This is a genomic window from Lichenibacterium ramalinae, assembly GCF_004137085.1.
Lineage (GTDB): Bacteria > Pseudomonadota > Alphaproteobacteria > Rhizobiales > Beijerinckiaceae > Lichenihabitans > Lichenihabitans ramalinae.
In genome coordinates this window covers 1-13,721 of sequence record NZ_QYBC01000023.1, presented here as the reverse complement: position 1 = coordinate 13,721, position 13,721 = coordinate 1, and the positions used below count along the sequence as shown (strand labels likewise).

General features: G+C 72.8%; 16 protein-coding genes. 7 read left to right on the top strand and 9 right to left on the bottom strand.

Annotated elements, in window-relative coordinates; translation table 11 throughout:
* Nucleotides 1–68: 68 nt before the first annotated feature.
* Nucleotides 69–1,136 (top strand): BMP family ABC transporter substrate-binding protein, encoded by a 1,068-nt coding sequence (locus D3272_RS22460; RefSeq protein ID WP_129221457.1) that lies wholly within the window; start codon nt 69–71, stop codon nt 1,134–1,136.
* A 42-nt stretch (nt 1,137–1,178) separates the two neighbouring features.
* Here D3272_RS22460 and moaB read toward each other — a convergent pair whose 3' ends face one another.
* Complete coding sequence (moaB, locus tag D3272_RS22455; protein WP_129221456.1) at nt 1,179–1,727, bottom strand: molybdenum cofactor biosynthesis protein B; 549 nt, start codon at nt 1,725–1,727, stop codon at nt 1,179–1,181.
* A 140-nt stretch (nt 1,728–1,867) separates the two neighbouring features.
* On the opposite strand from moaB, the gene D3272_RS22450 reads away from it, so the two are divergent.
* Nucleotides 1,868–2,437, top strand: a complete 570-nt coding sequence (locus tag D3272_RS22450) for a YbhB/YbcL family Raf kinase inhibitor-like protein (protein WP_129221455.1) — start codon at nt 1,868–1,870, stop codon at nt 2,435–2,437.
* 25 nt (nt 2,438–2,462) lie between these two features.
* On the opposite strand, the gene D3272_RS22445 is transcribed toward D3272_RS22450, so the two are convergent.
* Nucleotides 2,463–2,816, bottom strand: coding sequence for a hypothetical protein (locus tag D3272_RS22445; protein ID WP_129221454.1), 354 nt, complete (start codon nt 2,814–2,816; stop codon nt 2,463–2,465).
* A gap of 231 nt (nt 2,817–3,047) precedes the next feature.
* On the opposite strand from D3272_RS22445, the gene D3272_RS22440 reads away from it, so the two are divergent.
* A complete protein-coding gene (locus D3272_RS22440; RefSeq protein WP_129221453.1) occupies nt 3,048–3,233 on the top strand; it encodes a hypothetical protein in 186 nt (61 codons plus the stop codon).
* A 165-nt stretch (nt 3,234–3,398) separates the two neighbouring features.
* Nucleotides 3,399–3,626, top strand: a complete 228-nt coding sequence (locus D3272_RS22435) for a hypothetical protein (RefSeq protein WP_129221452.1) — start codon at nt 3,399–3,401, stop codon at nt 3,624–3,626.
* A gap of 134 nt (nt 3,627–3,760) precedes the next feature.
* Here D3272_RS22435 and D3272_RS28245 read toward each other — a convergent pair whose 3' ends face one another.
* The 7 genes from D3272_RS28245 to D3272_RS22405 form a co-directional block, all read right to left on the bottom strand.
* Nucleotides 3,761–4,366 carry a collagen-like domain-containing protein gene (locus tag D3272_RS28245; RefSeq protein ID WP_129221451.1) on the bottom strand — a complete coding sequence of 202 codons (606 nt, stop codon included), beginning with the start codon at nt 4,364–4,366 and terminating at the stop codon, nt 3,761–3,763.
* Between the two features lie 367 nt (nt 4,367–4,733).
* Nucleotides 4,734–5,279 carry a P-loop nucleotide/nucleoside kinase family protein gene (locus tag D3272_RS28100; protein ID WP_245496731.1) on the bottom strand — a complete coding sequence of 182 codons (546 nt, stop codon included), beginning with the start codon at nt 5,277–5,279 and terminating at the stop codon, nt 4,734–4,736.
* Nucleotides 5,276–6,208 (bottom strand): ROK family protein, encoded by a 933-nt coding sequence (locus D3272_RS28095; RefSeq protein ID WP_245496730.1) that lies wholly within the window; start codon nt 6,206–6,208, stop codon nt 5,276–5,278. Before D3272_RS28095 ends, D3272_RS28100 begins: the two co-directional genes overlap by 4 nt.
* A gap of 40 nt (nt 6,209–6,248) precedes the next feature.
* Entirely contained in the window at nt 6,249–7,157 is a 909-nt protein-coding gene (locus D3272_RS22420) for a tagatose-bisphosphate aldolase (protein ID WP_129221450.1), read from the bottom strand.
* A gap of 131 nt (nt 7,158–7,288) precedes the next feature.
* A complete protein-coding gene (locus D3272_RS22415; RefSeq protein WP_129221449.1) occupies nt 7,289–8,062 on the bottom strand; it encodes an ATP-binding cassette domain-containing protein in 774 nt (257 codons plus the stop codon).
* On the bottom strand, nt 8,062–9,096 hold the full coding sequence (locus D3272_RS22410; protein ID WP_129221448.1) for an ABC transporter permease subunit: 1,035 nt from the start codon (nt 9,094–9,096) through the stop codon (nt 8,062–8,064). The genes D3272_RS22415 and D3272_RS22410 overlap by 1 nt, the downstream gene beginning before the upstream one ends.
* Nucleotides 9,097–9,159: 63 nt before the next feature.
* Complete coding sequence (locus tag D3272_RS22405; RefSeq protein ID WP_129221447.1) at nt 9,160–10,140, bottom strand: ABC transporter substrate-binding protein; 981 nt, start codon at nt 10,138–10,140, stop codon at nt 9,160–9,162.
* Nucleotides 10,141–10,307: 167 nt separating this feature from the next.
* Here D3272_RS22405 and D3272_RS22400 point away from each other — a divergent pair, with 167 nt between their 5' ends.
* The 3 genes from D3272_RS22400 to D3272_RS22390 all read left to right on the top strand — a co-directional run bounded on the left by D3272_RS22400 (nt 10,308) and on the right by D3272_RS22390 (nt 13,519).
* Nucleotides 10,308–11,342, top strand: a complete 1,035-nt coding sequence (locus tag D3272_RS22400; RefSeq protein WP_129221446.1) for a LacI family DNA-binding transcriptional regulator — start codon at nt 10,308–10,310, stop codon at nt 11,340–11,342.
* A gap of 63 nt (nt 11,343–11,405) precedes the next feature.
* Nucleotides 11,406–12,218 carry a DeoR/GlpR family DNA-binding transcription regulator gene (locus D3272_RS22395; protein WP_129221445.1) on the top strand — a complete coding sequence of 271 codons (813 nt, stop codon included), beginning with the start codon at nt 11,406–11,408 and terminating at the stop codon, nt 12,216–12,218.
* A gap of 215 nt (nt 12,219–12,433) precedes the next feature.
* A complete protein-coding gene (locus tag D3272_RS22390; protein WP_129221444.1) occupies nt 12,434–13,519 on the top strand; it encodes an NAD-dependent epimerase/dehydratase family protein in 1,086 nt (361 codons plus the stop codon).
* Nucleotides 13,520–13,721: the final 202 nt, after the last annotated feature.

The following is a 13,721-nucleotide window of genomic DNA, read 5'->3' as shown; positions in this document are numbered from 1 at the left end:
CCGGCACGGTGATTGCATCAAAAACAGGCATGTGTGCCCGCTGGGCGCCGCTATGGAAGGAATGGACGATGCGTGACTGGGTGAAGGGTGCGGCCGTCGTGGCGCTGGCCGCCATGGCGGGCTCGGCGGCGCGCGCCGAGGACAAGCTGAAAGTCGGCTTCGTCTACGTCGGCCCGGTCGGCGACTTCGGCTATTCCTACCAGCACGACCAGGGCCGGCAGTTCCTGCAGAAGCAGTTCGGCGACAAGGTCGAGACCACCTTCCTGGAGAACGTCGCCGAGAACGATTCCCAGCGCGCCTTCGAGCAGTTGGCGCGCTCCGGCCACAAGCTGATCTTCGGCACCTCGTTCGGCTTCATGGACCCCGAGCTGAAGGTCGCCAAGCAGTTCCCGGGCGTCAAGTTCGAGCACGCCACCGGCTACAAGCTCGCCCCCAACCTGTCGACCTATTCGGCCCGTTTCTACGAGGGCCGCTACATCATGGGCGAGATCGCCGCCAAGGTGTCCAAGAACCACACGGTCGGCTACATCGCCTCCTTCCCGATCCCCGAGGTCGTGTCGGGCATCGACGCCTTCATGCTGGGCGCCCAGAAGGTCGACCCCAACTTCAAGATCAAGATCGTCTGGGTGAACTCCTGGTTCGACCCCGGCAAGGAGGCCGATGCCGCCAAGGCCCTCATCGCCCAGGGTGCCGACGTCATCGCCCAGCACACCGACTCGGCGGCGCCCCTGCAGGAGGCCGAGAAGGCCGGCGTGCATGGGTTCGGCCAGTCCTCCGACATGGCCAAGTTCGCCCCCAAGGCGATCCTGACCTCGCTCGAGGACAATTGGGGTCCCTATTACGTCGGCGAGGTGAAGGCCGTGATGGACGGCACCTGGAAGTCGCACGACACCTGGGGCGGCCTCGCCGCCGGCATGGTCGTGATGGGCCCCTACGAGAACATGCCGGCCGACGTCAAGGCCATGGCCGAGCAGACCGAGGCCGACATCAAGTCCGGCAAGGTGAAGGTTTTCGCCGGGCCGATCGCCAAGCAGGACGGGTCCGTGGGCGTCAAGCCGGGCGAGGTCATGCCCGACAAGGAGATCCTCGGCCTCAATTGGTACGTGAAGGGCGTCGACGACAAGCTGCCGCAGTGAGCGGCGGCGTCCAGCCCCGGTGTCGTCGCCGGGGCGGGACGCTCAGGACGGCTTGCGGCGGAGGTGCTCGTCGAGCCGCGGCATGATCTCGACGAAGTTGCAGGGCCGGGCGCGGTAGTCGAGCTGATGGGCCAGGATGCCGTCCCACGCATCCCGGCAGGCGCCGGGCGAGCCCGGCAGGGCGAACAGGAAGGTCGTGCCGACGAGCCCCGCCGTCGCGCGCGACTGGATGGTCGAGACGCCGATCTTGTCGAAGGAGATGCGGTGGAAGACGGCCGAGAAGCCGTCCATCCGCTTGGTGAACAGCGGCTCGACGGCTTCGGGCGTCACGTCGCGCCCGGTGAACCCGGTGCCGCCGGTGGTCAGGATGACGTCGACGGCGGGATCCGCCGCCAGGGCCTCAACGGCGGCGCGGATGTCGGCGACCTCGTCGCGCACGATGCCGCGCCCCGCCATCCTGTGGCCGGCCGCCGTGATGCGCTCCTCCAGCGCGTCGCCGGAGCGGTCGCCGGCCCGGTCGCGCGTGTCCGACACGGTGACGACCGCGATGCCGAGGGGCACGAAGGCCCGGTCGGGGTCGATCCTGCTCATGATGTTTCCGCCCAAGCTCCCGCGCTGCGCCCGACCCTACCAGCCTTCGCCCGCGGGCTGAAGCCGCGCCGACCGCGCCTCCCCGTCACGCATCTCCCGGCCCTGCCGGTGCGTTGGCCTGCGACACGGAGGTGCCCCCCATGCTCGAGAAGATGCCCAAGGCGATCGGCGAGGCCCTGAGAGGGGTCGGCCCCGGCCTCGACAAGCTCGTGACCAACGCGCATTTCGGCGAGGTCGCCGCGACCCTGGCGGTGACGAGCCCGGCCTTCGCCGACGGCGGCCCCATGCCGGCCGACGCCACCGCGGATGGCAGCGGCACATCGCCCCCGCTCGCCTGGCGCGGCGTTCCGGCAGGCTGCGCCGAAGTCGTGGTGGTGATCGAGGATGCCGACAGCCCGACGCCGGCGCCGCTGGTCCACGCCATCGTGTATGGGCTGCCGGGCCGTGACGGCGCCGTCGCGGAGGGCGAACTCAGCGGGCAGGACGGTGCCGGGCCCCTGCGGCTCGGCAAGTCGTCCTATCTCAAGGCCGCCTACCTGCCGCCCGATCCGCCGACGGGTCACGGGCCGCACCGCTATGCCGTGCAGGTCTTCGCGCTCGACGCGCCCTCCGGGCTGAAAGCCGAGCCCGGGCGGGGCGCCGTGGTCGCCGTCATGGCGGGCCACGTCGTCGCCAAGGGACTGCTGATCGGCACCTACGAGCGGGCCTGACCGCTGCGGCTCCGTCCGGGGCCGTTCAGAAACCGATGGCCATGCCGGGCGACGTGCCGTTGGCGCCGCCGAGCCCGACGCCGATGCGGCGCGACCCGCCCGACGGCGCGGAGTCGGCGTCCGGCGTGCCGAAGCTGTTCTGGCGCGCCCGCGACAGCGCCGAGCCCGTCCTGCTGGGGACCAACTGGTAGCTGTCGGCGGCCGGCGCCGCGGCCTGGGCGGGGGCCGCCTGCTTGCGCCGCCGGGGCTTGGGGGCGGGCTTCGCCATCGCGGCCCTGGCGACGGGCGCCGCCCCGGCGTCCTCGGCCGAAGCCGCGACGGGCAGGAAGGTCGAGGCTGCAAGGGTGGCACAGAGGGCCAAGACCCCGATCCGCTGCATGGCATAAGCTCCCGTGAGACGTCGCCGATGTCGTCGCGGCCGTTCATGTCGCCAGCAAGGCGGAACTGTCGGGGCGAACCCGCGCGAGCGCGCGATTTGACCGGAGACGAGACGGCAGACTAGCGTGGGTCACGCCGTCGCCGATACGCTCCAGCTCGCAAAACGCGAGCCTGTCGGCAGGCGGCGATCGAACCTCCCTCGACGACAGCCTGACGGGTTCCAGCCGCCACGATGACGCGATCGATCCTCCTCCTCGCCGCACTGGCCCTCCTCGGCGGCTGCGCCAACGCCGACGGCTCGCGGCCGCGCCTGTCTCCGGCAAACTCCGAACCCGCCGGCCCGGCCGGCTTCACCGGGGGCTATGTCGGCGCCAACAACGGCTTGGGCAATCTCACGACGAAGAGCGTGCCGTTCTGACGGGCGCCGCGGCCGCCGGGGTTTCGCCCTGCGCCGTTGCGCGCCCTGGCGTTCCGTGATCCTGTCGGCGACGGCGGGCCGCTCTCCAGAGCGACGAACCGCCCCAGGATGTCGGCGGTGGGCGGCCCCGGCGTCCCGGTCCCGTGCTTGACCCCGGATCACGCCATGCGACGCCCCCACGTCTACGAGCGCTCGGTGCCCCGCATCCGCCGTGGGGCCTGCACGGCGCCGGAGGGGGATCCCGTGAGGGCGGCCCGCTCGGTGCTGCGCGCCCTGCAGGCCGTCATCGCCACCGCCGACGCCGCGGGACTGGCCGGGCTCGTCGACCTGCTCGACGCCGCCTGGATCGAGGCCGAGCGCATCGAGGCCGGGACACCGCCCGTCGGGACGTGACGCCGCGACGCGTCTCGGCGGCCCGAGACGGCTGCCGGTAGGGCCGCCGTCGCCGGTATCGCCGGCCTGACGCGGGCCGTTGCCGGACCGCGCCAGGCCGAGAACGCGAGCCTGCTCACAGGCTCACGCGCGCCTCACTTGGCGCAGCTGACCGTGAGCTGGACGGCCGGCGCCCCCGCGGCCGGGGCCGGGCAGGAAGCCGTCCCGTCCTCACCGAGGGTCGCGCCCGTCGCGCAGGTCGCCGCGATGATCTGCTCACCCGCCTCGCAGGTGCCGGTGACGGCCTGGCCGGGCTGGCCGGTCGTGCGCCGCAGCGTGATGGCGAGCTTCCCGACCGCTTGGCCGGCGGGGCCTGCCGGGCCGATGGCGCCGGCAGGGCCGACGGCACCCACGGGCCCGCTCGGACCGACCGGGCCCGCCGGACCCGCGTCACCCTTCGGTCCCGGGATGCCGGGAGCCCCCGCCTGGCCGTCGGCTCCGGTGTCGCCCTTGGCGCCCGCCTGGCCGGCCGGCCCGATGTCGCCCTTGGCCCCGGGTGCGCCCTGCGGGCCCTGCGGCCCCGCGGGACCGGCCGGGCCGGCCTGGCCCATCGCGCCGGCCGGGCCGACCGGCCCCTGGGCGCCGGCGGGACCGGCGGGGCCGGTAGGCCCTGCCGGGCCGACCTGGCCGGGTTCGGGCTTGGAACAGGCTGAGACGGCGAGCAGGCCGACCAGGGAGGCGACGACGAGGCTGGGGCGCATGGAGGCTCCTGTGTGGGGCCGCCACGCTACGGCGTCTTCCCCGGGCCGCAAAGCGTTCCGCCCGTGAAATGCGACCGAGGCCCGCGAGATCGCCGCTGCCGGGGGCGCGCCGGCGCCCGGCCGCAGCCGACACCGGCCCGCGCGGCCCGGCCGGGCGGCGAATCACCCCGCGATGCGGCTCACGCCCGGCCGCGACGGCTCGTCGGTGCCGTCGGGCGGGGAATGGCCGCGGCGCGGATCGCTCTGAGGGATTCTGCCGCGGCCACCCGAGCCGAGGCGCCCGCCCGGCTCGGGCGGACCATAGCGGGGATCGGCGGGGATGAAAGGGCGTTGTGGCGCCGTCCCGCCCGGTCCTTCCGCCCCGGCCTCAGCCCGTCCCGGGGTCGCCCAGCGTCGCGGCGAGCCAGGCCATCAGGGCGTCCCAGGGCGGTGGTGCCGTCGTGTCGACGTCGAAGGCCGGGGCGCGGCCGGTCGGCGCCGCGCGGGCCGCCAGGGCGACGAGTTCCGGGATGTAGGACTCCCCCGGATGGCCGGCGCTGCGCTCGGCGAGGCGGGCCCGGTAGCGCGCCGCCAGGACCTCGGCGGGAGCATGGCACCAGACCTCGGCGAGGCCCTCCAGCCCGGCCGCGGCGATGTGCCGGTCGAGCAGGTCGAGGGGTTGGAAGCCGAACCAGGCGTCGATCACCACGCAGGACGGGTCCGGCCAGTCGCCGATCGCATTGAAGATGATGGCGTAGCTGGCGCGACCGAGCTTGCGGTTGTGGTCCCGGTCGCCGATGCCGAATTCGGCGAAGAGCGGGTCCTTGACGGTGTCGAGCGTCATCAGCGGGCAGTTCAGACGCTCGGCGATGCCCCGCGCCACCGTGCTCTTGCCGCTGGCCGGGATGCCGTTGACCAGGATGGCGCGCTTCATCCGGGCAGGCCCGCCGTGCGGGGCGCCTCCGCGAGGGGCGGCTCGGGCTCGACGAGGTGGTCCACCAGCGCCGAGACGGCGGCGCCGATCACGCCGGCGTCGTCGCCGAGCTGCGCGGGCGCGACCGGGCACTGGTACCAGGCGGAGGCCGAGGGCGCGCGGGCCAGGGCGCGGTGCGCCGGGGTGCCGAGCCCGCCGCCCAGCAGCACGATCTCGGGGTCGACCGCCGCCACGACGCTGTCGATGGCGGCCCGCAGGGGCAAGACCCAGGCGTCGAGCAGGCGAAGGGCGACGGCGTCGCCCGCGGCCTCGCGCTCCAGCAGCGTTTCGGCCAGCGTGCCGGCCGGGAGGCCGGCCTCGGCGATGAGCCGCCCGAGCGCCGTGCCCGAACTCGTGGTCTCGACGCATCCGGCGCGGCCGCAGGCACAGGTGCGCCCGTGGAGCTGGACGGTGACGTGGCCGAGCTGGCCGCCGGTGCCCCGGCCGCGCAGGACCTTGCCGTCGACCGCGATGGCGCCGCCGATCCCCGTGCCGATGGTGAACATGACCACGTTGTCGAAGCCCTGGGCGGCGCCGCTGGCCATCTCGCCCACCAGGGCCATGTTGCAGTCGTTGTCGAGCGCCACCGGCTTGCCGAGCCGGTCCTCCAGTCGCGCGGCGAGGTCGCTGCCGGTGAGGTCGAGGTAGCCGCCCGACAGGACCGCGCGGCTCCTCACGTCCACCCGGCCCGGGATGCCGATGCCGATCCCGGCGACGCCGGGTTCGTCGAGCGCCCGGCACAGCGCCGCGATGCGCTCCATAACGCGCTCGGGGTCGCGCGTGATGGGCTCCGACCGGAACTCCAGGATCTCCCCGATGGGGGAAACCCGGGCGGCGCGCAGGTTCGTGCCGCCGATGTCGATGCCGAGAGCGGACGCGGAGCTTCGCATGGGGAGCTGGCCCTTCGCTGGGAGGATGGGAAGCGTCGCGTCAGGCGCCGCGGCCGGCGCGGCTGCGCGCGATGACGTCCTGGATCTGGCGCAGGCGCGGCACGGCGATGCGCTCCAGCCGGTCCCGCGTGACGCCGCGGTCGAGCGAGATGCAGTCCTTCCACAGCGAACGACCCGCGATGACGCCCGAGGCGCCGTTGCGCATGGCGGTCTCGACTTGGCCGATGAAGGTTTCATGGTCGACGCCCGCCGACAGCACCGCCCAGGGCACGGCGCCGCAGAGTTCCGTCACGGCGGCGCAGGCCTCGGGCGTGCCGGGATAGGGCAGCTTCAGCACCTTGGCGCCGAGGTCGAGGCAGATGCGGGTGCCGGCCACGATGAGGTCGGGGACGGCGGCGGCGTGCTCGGCCTTGCCCTCGCCGGGCAGCGCATAAGTCAGGAACTCGACGACGAGCAGCAGGTCCTCGGCGGCGAAGTCGTCGATGCAGCGCTCGAGGATGTCGATGTTGTGCCGGTCCGCGCCCGGCCGGTCCGGCCGTAGGTAGACCATGATCTTGCCGCCCGTGCCGCCGAGCGCGCGCACGCGCCGGGCGTCGATCCCCGGCACGAGGCGGGACAGCCGGTAGCCTTCGGGCGTGGTGTCGAAGCCCGAGGCGTCGAGGCCGATGAGCAGGGCCGTGTCGCGCGCCAGAACGCCGTCCTCCACCACCTGCGGCACCGCGCAGACGGGGTCGAGCAGGATGCAGGAGGCTTGGCTGGCGAGGTAGCGGGTGAGGTCGGCCTTGGTCTCGCCGAGCGTCGCCTCCGAGATGGCGGCCTCGTCCTCGGGCGTCGCCGCCATGATCTTGCGCATGCCGCCGCGCTGGTCGGCGGCGATCACCATCATGGCGCCGTCGCGCCCGCAGATCTGCTGGTAGCCGCGGAATTCCGCAGTCGTCATCCTGGTCATGTCATGGCTCCGCGGTGTCGCGCCGCCCTGCCTCGGCCCGGCCGTCCGGGCTGCAGGGGGTTTGGCAGGGGTCTTGGCAGGGTCTTGGCAGGGGTCTTGGCAGGAATCTTGGCAGGGGCTTCGGCCGTGGCTCAGCCCCCGATCATCAGCTTCACGACCTCGTCGTGGGTCGTCTCGTCGATCCGCCGTTCGCCCGCGAGGCTGCCGCGCCGCAGCACGACGATCCGGTCCGAGACGGCGAAAATGTCCTGCAGGTTGTGCGAGATGAAGATCACCCCGCGTCCCTGCGCCTTGAGGGTCCGGATGAGCGACAGCACCTTGCGCTGCTCGGGCACGCCGAGCGCCGCCGTGGGCTCGTCCATCAGGATGACGCGGGCGTTCCAGTAGATGGCCCGGCCGATCGCGACGGCCTGACGCTGGCCGCCGGAGAAGCGGCCGACCGGCGCGTCGAGCCGGTCGACGTGGAAGTCGAGCTGGGCCATCGTGGCCTTGGCGGCCTCCGCCATCTTGCGCCGGTCGATCATCGGCAGGAGCCCGAAGGCGCGCCGCATGGGCTCGCGGCCGAGAAAGATGTTGGCGCCGATCGACAGGTTGTCGGCCAGGGCGAGGTCCTGGTAGATGGTCTCGATGCCCTCGTGGCGCGCCGCCTCGGGCGTGGCGAAGTCGACGCGCTTGCCGTCGAGGCGGATCTCGCCGTCGTCGGCGCGATAGACGCCCGAGATCATCTTGGTCAGCGTCGACTTGCCGGCGCCGTTGTCGCCGGCCAGCGCCACGACCTCGCCCGGGTGGAGGGCCAGCGACACGCCCTTCAGGGCCTCGACGCCGCCGAACCGCTTGTAGACGGCGCGGATGTCGAGGATCGGCTCGGACGCCTGCCCGGCATGCAGGCTCTGCACGGCACTCATCAGCGCTCTCCGCCGAGCTTGCGTTGCGTCTGGTCCACCAGGACCGAGATGATGATGACGACGCCCACCGAGACGAACTGCCAGAAGGGCGCGACGTCGATGAAGACGAGGCCGTACTGGATGACGGCGATGACCAGCGAGCCCGCCACCGTGCCGAAGATCGTGCCCGAGCCGCCGAAGAGGCTGGCGCCGCCGATCACCACGGCGGCGATCGAGTCGAGCAGCAGCGGCTCGCCGGCCTGGGCGGCGCCGGCCGTGAAGCGGGCCGCGTAGAGCACGCCGCCGATGCCGGCGCAGAGGGCCGACAGCAGGTACAGCTTGCGGGTGTGGCGCCCGACGCCGATGCCGGCCCGCAGCGCGGCCTGTTCGCTGGCCCCCACCGCGTAGGTGTGCTGGCCGAAGCGCGTCTGGCTCAGGGTGTAGTGCATGGCGAGGACGAAGATCGCCGTCACCACCACCACCACCGGGACGCCGAGCAGGCGGCCGTTGCCGAGCGAGGCGAGCCAGTCGTTGGACACCGGCACGGTGGTGCCGTTGGCGAGCAGGAAGGCGGCGCCGCGGGCCACGCCGAACATGCCGAGCGTGCCGATGAAGGGCGGCACCTTGAGCTTGGAGATGAGCCAGCCGTTGACGGCGCCCGGCACCAGCGCCACGGCGAGGCCGGCCGCGATGCCGACCAGCATGGCGGGGAACGGCGGCAGGACGGTGCCGGCCGCGTTGGTGGCCTGGGCGGCGATGACGGCCGAGAGCCCCATGACGAAGCCGACCGACAGATCGATGCCGCCCGCGATGATGACAAAGGTTTCGCCGAGCGCCAGGAGCAGCGGCGCCACGGCGAAGACCGCGATGGACTGGGCGTTGTAGGACGAGAGCACGAAGCTCGTGCCGTAGCTGACCCGGGCCCAGGCCTCGAAGACGGCGAGCAGCAGGGCCAGGAACAGCCAGGCGCGAAACGACGCCAGGCGGACGACCCAGGCCGGCGCTCCGGCCGGGCGGCGGGTGGCGCGCAGGCGCGCCGTGTCGTGGATGGTCATGCGCGGCTCCGATGGCGGGTTTGGGAGAGCCGCCCTTTCGGGGCGGCCCGCATCGGGGACGGCTCAGTCCTTGTAGACGAACTTCGCCACGTCGGGCTGGTCGATATTGGACTTGTCCATCTCGGTGAAGCCCGTGCCGATCATCACCGGGATCGACTGGCCGGTGAGGTGGGCATAGGCCGAGATGACGCCGTAATAGCCGATCTCCGCCGGGTGCTGGGCGATGACGGCGTCGATGAGGCCCGACTTGATGTCGCCCACGACGGAGGTCGGCGCGTCGAAGCCCACGACCTTGACCTTGCCGGACAGGCCGCCCTGCTTCACGCCGTTGGCGGCGCCGAGCGCCGAGAAGAGGTTGGCGCCGAAGACGCCGGACAGGTCGGGGTTGCGGGCGTAGACGGACTGGACCTGCGAGGCCGCCTTGTTGGCGTCGTCGTCGTTGTACTGCGTCTGCAGGACCTGGATGCCCGGGTGGTTCTTCATCTCGGCGGTGAAGCCCTCCTCGCGCTGGTCGGTGGTGGAGATGCCGGGCTTGACGTTGGCGACGTAGACCTTGCCCTTGTCGCCGATGGCCTTGGCGAGGGCCCGCGCCGCCATCTTGCCGCCGAGCAGGTTGTCCGACGCGATATAGGCGAGCGGGAAGTCGGCATTGCCGGAGCCCGTCTGGTAGGTGCCGGTGCCGATGAACGTGTCGACCGTGATGACCGGGATGCCGGCGTCGGCGGCTTTCTTCAGGGGCTGGACCATCTGCGTCTTGTCGGTGGGGGCGACCAGGATGGCGTCGGGGTGGCGGGCGATCACGGCGTCGAGCACCGGCGTCTGCGTCACGGGGTTGAAGTCCGGCGCGCCCTGGAACACCAGGTCGGCCCCCACCGCCTTGGCGGCGGCTTCCGCGCCCTTGCGCATCGTGATGTAGAAGGCGTCCGTCGTGAGGCCCGGGACCAGGGCGATCGTGTATTTCTTCTGCGCTTGAGCGGACGAAACGCCCGAAAGCGCGAGGGTCGACAGCGCCAGGGCCGCGAGGCCCGTCAAACTCTTCTTCAAAGCATCCTCCCGAAGCTTCTATGCCGATGGTGCGACGCCGCCCTTGAGGCTTGTCCCGTCGTGCCCATGAGGCTAGATCCGGCCCCGGGACGCGTCAACGGAAATGTTGACGCGCGCAAAATTTCACGGCCCATCGGGCTGGCCGCGCCGGCGGGTCGGGGACTGGGATGAACGACCACACGATCAGGAACATGGAGGAGTTCTCGCTCCTCAGCGGCATCTCGCGCCCGACCCTGTCGAAGTATTTCAACGACCCCGCCAGCGTGCGGGCCTCGACGCGCGCCCAGATCGAGCAGGCGCTGAAGCGCTACGACTACCGGCCGAACCTGTTCGCCGTGAACCTCAACAAGCGCAAGCCGAAGATCATCGGCCTGCTCGTGCCCGACCTCGGCGACCCGTTCTTCGCGCAACTGGTGCGGCTCGTCGAGAAGCGCTGCATCGCGGCGGGCCTGTTCCTCATGGTGCTGAGTTCGGGCGGCGAGGCCGGGCTCGAGGCGCGGGCCGTCGAGACGCTGCTGTCCTTCAACATCGCCGGCGCCGTGCTGGCGCCGCTCGGCCGCAGTTCGAAGGGCGGGCTGATCCAGAGCCTGCAGGCGCGCATCCCGGTGGTCTTCGTCGATTCGCGCCTCGACGAGGCCGACGCCTTCGTCGGCACCGACAACCGCCAAAGCATCGGCCTCATCACCGACTACCTGTGCCGCACGGGCGAGCGGCCGACCTTCGTCGACATGCCGCCCGTGAACCACAATGCCGCCGAGCGCCGGGCCGCCTATGTGGCGACCATGGAGGCGCTCGGGCTGCAGCCCGAGATCGTCCCGGTCCCGGCGGGGCGGGACTGGAACTTCGAGGAGGTCGGCTTCACGGCCGCCGCCGCCGTGCTCGACGGTCCCACGGGCTTCCCGACCCGCACCCTGCTCTGCGCCAACGACCGGATCGCCACGGGCGTGATGGCGGCGGCCTTCGGGCGCGGCATCCGGGTCGGGCGGGAGCCCGGCTGCGGGCTGCGGGTGGCGGGCCACGACGACCAGCCGCTCAGCCGCTACGCCTGCCCGCCGCTCACCACCGTGGCGCAGGACTTCGCCGGCCTCGCCGGGGCCGCGCTCGACATCCTGCTGGCGCGGATCGACGGCGGGCCCGAGGCGGAGCGGAAAGCCGGACAGGTGAGGCTCGACGCTCGCCTCGTGATGCGCGCCTCGGCCTGACGGCGCGCGTCGCGCCCGAAGGCGCGCGTCGCCCCGGCCCGCGGCCTCTGGTAGGGTTCCGGCATGTGCCCCGGCGAATCCCCCTCCGTCCCGCCGCCCGAGGCGGGTGCCGCGCTGCCCGCGCTCCGCCAGGAACGCCTGCTGGCCCTGCTGCAGGACCGGGGGCAGGCGACCGTCGCCGAACTCGTGAGCCTGCTCGACGTGTCGCGCGACACGGTGCGCCGCGACCTCGACGCGCTGGACGCCCGCGGGCTGCTGGTGCGCACCCACGGCGGCGCCGTCCACCGCGACCGGATGGTGCGGGTCGACACGACGCTGGGCCTGCGCATGGACGCCCATGCGGAGGGCAAGCGCCGCATCGGCCTCGCGGCCGCCGCCCTGGTCCGCGACGGCGAAACGCTGGTGCTCAACGGCGGCTCCTCCACGGTGGCTTTCGCGGCGGCCCTGGCGGAGCGCCGCGACCTCACGCTGGTGACCAACAACCTGCGCGTCCCGCCGGCCACGCCGGAAGCGGCCGTGCGGGCCCTCTACCTGCTCGGCGGAACCTACTGGGCGGTGTCGCAGGTGACGATCGGGCCCCTCGGCCTGCCGGGCATCGCGGGATTCGACGCCGACACGGCGGTGATCGGCGTCACGGGACTGTCGGCGGCCGGCCTGACCATGGGGCGCCTCGAGGAGGCCGCCGGGACCGCCGCCATGATCGCCGCCGCCCGGCGCACCATCGTGCTGGCCGACGCCAGCAAGTTCGACGTCGCGGCCTTCGCCCGCATCGCGCCCCTCGACGCCATCGAGCACCTCGTCACCGACGCGCCGCCCCCCGCCGCGGTCGCGGCCGCGCTCGACGCCGCCGGCGTGCAGGTGCTGGTCTGCCGGTGAGGCTGGTGGGGAAGGGCCGAACGGCGCGCCTCGCGACGCGAATGCGCGAGGCCGACGTCCGCCCCACCGTCCTGGCGCCGGGCCTGGCGGCGACGTGATCGCGGCACGCGGAATCGCGTCCCGAAGGCGTCCGACGACGGATCGACGACGTTGACAGTCGGGGTGGGCGACGCCGAGGTGGCGCGACGCCGACCGACGGCCAGGAGGACACGCCGATGCCCATCGCCCAGCCCGACCGGATCGAAGGCTCCCGCGGGGACGACGCGCCGGCGAGCCGGGTCGCTCTCGTGGCCGGCGCGGGCGGCATCATCGGCAAGGCGCTGCTCGAGGAGATCGCGCGCTCGCCGGGCTGGCGGGGCCTCGCCTTGTCGCGCCAGGGCGGCGACGTGTCGGCCGACCTCACCGATGCGTCCGCGACGCGGACCGCGTTGGCGGCGGCGCGCGACGCGACGCACCTCTTCTATGCCGCCTACAAGCCGGGCGGCGGGTTGGCGGAAGAGGACACGGTCAATTCCGCCATGTTGCGCAACCTGCTCGACGGTCTCGTGGCAGTCGGCGCGCCCTTGGAGCGCGTGGTGCTCTATCAGGGCGCCAAGGTCTACGGCGTCCACCTCGGCCCGGTTCCGTCGCCGTTCTACGAGGACGACAATCCTCGCCCGATCGGCCCCAACTTCTACTTCAGCCAGGAGACCGAACTGCGCCGCCGCGCCGAGGCGGGTGGGCCGGCCTGGGCCATCCTGCGGCCCGACGTCGTGGTGGGCGACGCCGCCGGCAATGCCATGAACATCGCCACCGTGATCGGCGCCTATGCCGCCATCACCAAGGCCGACGGCGCGGCCTTCCGCTTTCCCGGCTCCGTCGCGGTCTACGACCGCTGTCTCGCCCAGTTCACCGACGCGCATGCGCTCGCCCGCGCCAGCCTGTGGGCGGCGACGGCCGATGCGGCGTCGGGCCAGGCCTTCAACTACGTCCACGCGCCCTTTCGCTGGCGCCGGGTGTGGAACACGGTGGCGCGCCATTTCGGCCTCGACGCGGGCGAGCCGATCCCCTTCTCGCTCGCCGCCCACATGCCGGCTCTGGAGCCGGTCTGGCGGCGCATCGCGGGACAGCTCGTCGAACCCGACTTCGCCAGGGCGGTCCGCTGGGGCTTCGGCGACTTCGTCTTCGGCTCGGCCTTCGACGTCCTGTCCGACATGACCAAGATCCACCGGGCCGGCTTCGCCGAGACGGTCGATCCGGCGCAGGCCCTGGTGAGCGCCATCGAGAGGCAGATCGCCGGGCGTGTCCTGCCCCGTCCGTGACGAGGGAGGGGCCGGCACTGGCACGAGGCCGTCACGGGCGGCATCGTCGACGGGTGGGCGATGCGTCGCAGAGGTTGCGAAGACTTGCGCCGTCACGCTGGAGCCGAGCCGCACCGGCACGGCGGCGAAGGCCCCGCGCCGGTGCGTCAGCGGGCGGCGGCCCCGGCGGGCGGCAGGGCGTGGAGCCAGGCCGTGCGGGCCG

Coding starts and splice junctions, on each gene's coding strand:
- D3272_RS28245 (WP_129221451.1), bottom strand. CDS start 4,366: ATGCGCCCCAGCCTCGTCGTCGCCTCCCTGGTCGGCCTGCTCGCCGTC.
- D3272_RS22410 (WP_129221448.1), bottom strand. CDS start 9,096: ATGACCATCCACGACACGGCGCGCCTGCGCGCCACCCGCCGCCCGGCC.
- D3272_RS28095 (WP_245496730.1), bottom strand. CDS start 6,208: ATGCGAAGCTCCGCGTCCGCTCTCGGCATCGACATCGGCGGCACGAAC.
- D3272_RS22440 (WP_129221453.1), top strand. CDS start 3,048: ATGACGCGATCGATCCTCCTCCTCGCCGCACTGGCCCTCCTCGGCGGC.
- D3272_RS22435 (WP_129221452.1), top strand. CDS start 3,399: ATGCGACGCCCCCACGTCTACGAGCGCTCGGTGCCCCGCATCCGCCGT.
- moaB (WP_129221456.1), bottom strand. CDS start 1,727: ATGAGCAGGATCGACCCCGACCGGGCCTTCGTGCCCCTCGGCATCGCG.
- D3272_RS22450 (WP_129221455.1), top strand. CDS start 1,868: ATGCTCGAGAAGATGCCCAAGGCGATCGGCGAGGCCCTGAGAGGGGTC.
- D3272_RS22400 (WP_129221446.1), top strand. CDS start 10,308: ATGAACGACCACACGATCAGGAACATGGAGGAGTTCTCGCTCCTCAGC.
- D3272_RS22445 (WP_129221454.1), bottom strand. CDS start 2,816: ATGCAGCGGATCGGGGTCTTGGCCCTCTGTGCCACCCTTGCAGCCTCG.
- D3272_RS22415 (WP_129221449.1), bottom strand. CDS start 8,062: ATGAGTGCCGTGCAGAGCCTGCATGCCGGGCAGGCGTCCGAGCCGATC.
- D3272_RS28100 (WP_245496731.1), bottom strand. CDS start 5,279: ATGAAGCGCGCCATCCTGGTCAACGGCATCCCGGCCAGCGGCAAGAGC.
- D3272_RS22460 (WP_129221457.1), top strand. CDS start 69: ATGCGTGACTGGGTGAAGGGTGCGGCCGTCGTGGCGCTGGCCGCCATG.
- D3272_RS22420 (WP_129221450.1), bottom strand. CDS start 7,157: ATGACCAGGATGACGACTGCGGAATTCCGCGGCTACCAGCAGATCTGC.
- D3272_RS22390 (WP_129221444.1), top strand. CDS start 12,434: ATGCCCATCGCCCAGCCCGACCGGATCGAAGGCTCCCGCGGGGACGAC.
- D3272_RS22395 (WP_129221445.1), top strand. CDS start 11,406: ATGTGCCCCGGCGAATCCCCCTCCGTCCCGCCGCCCGAGGCGGGTGCC.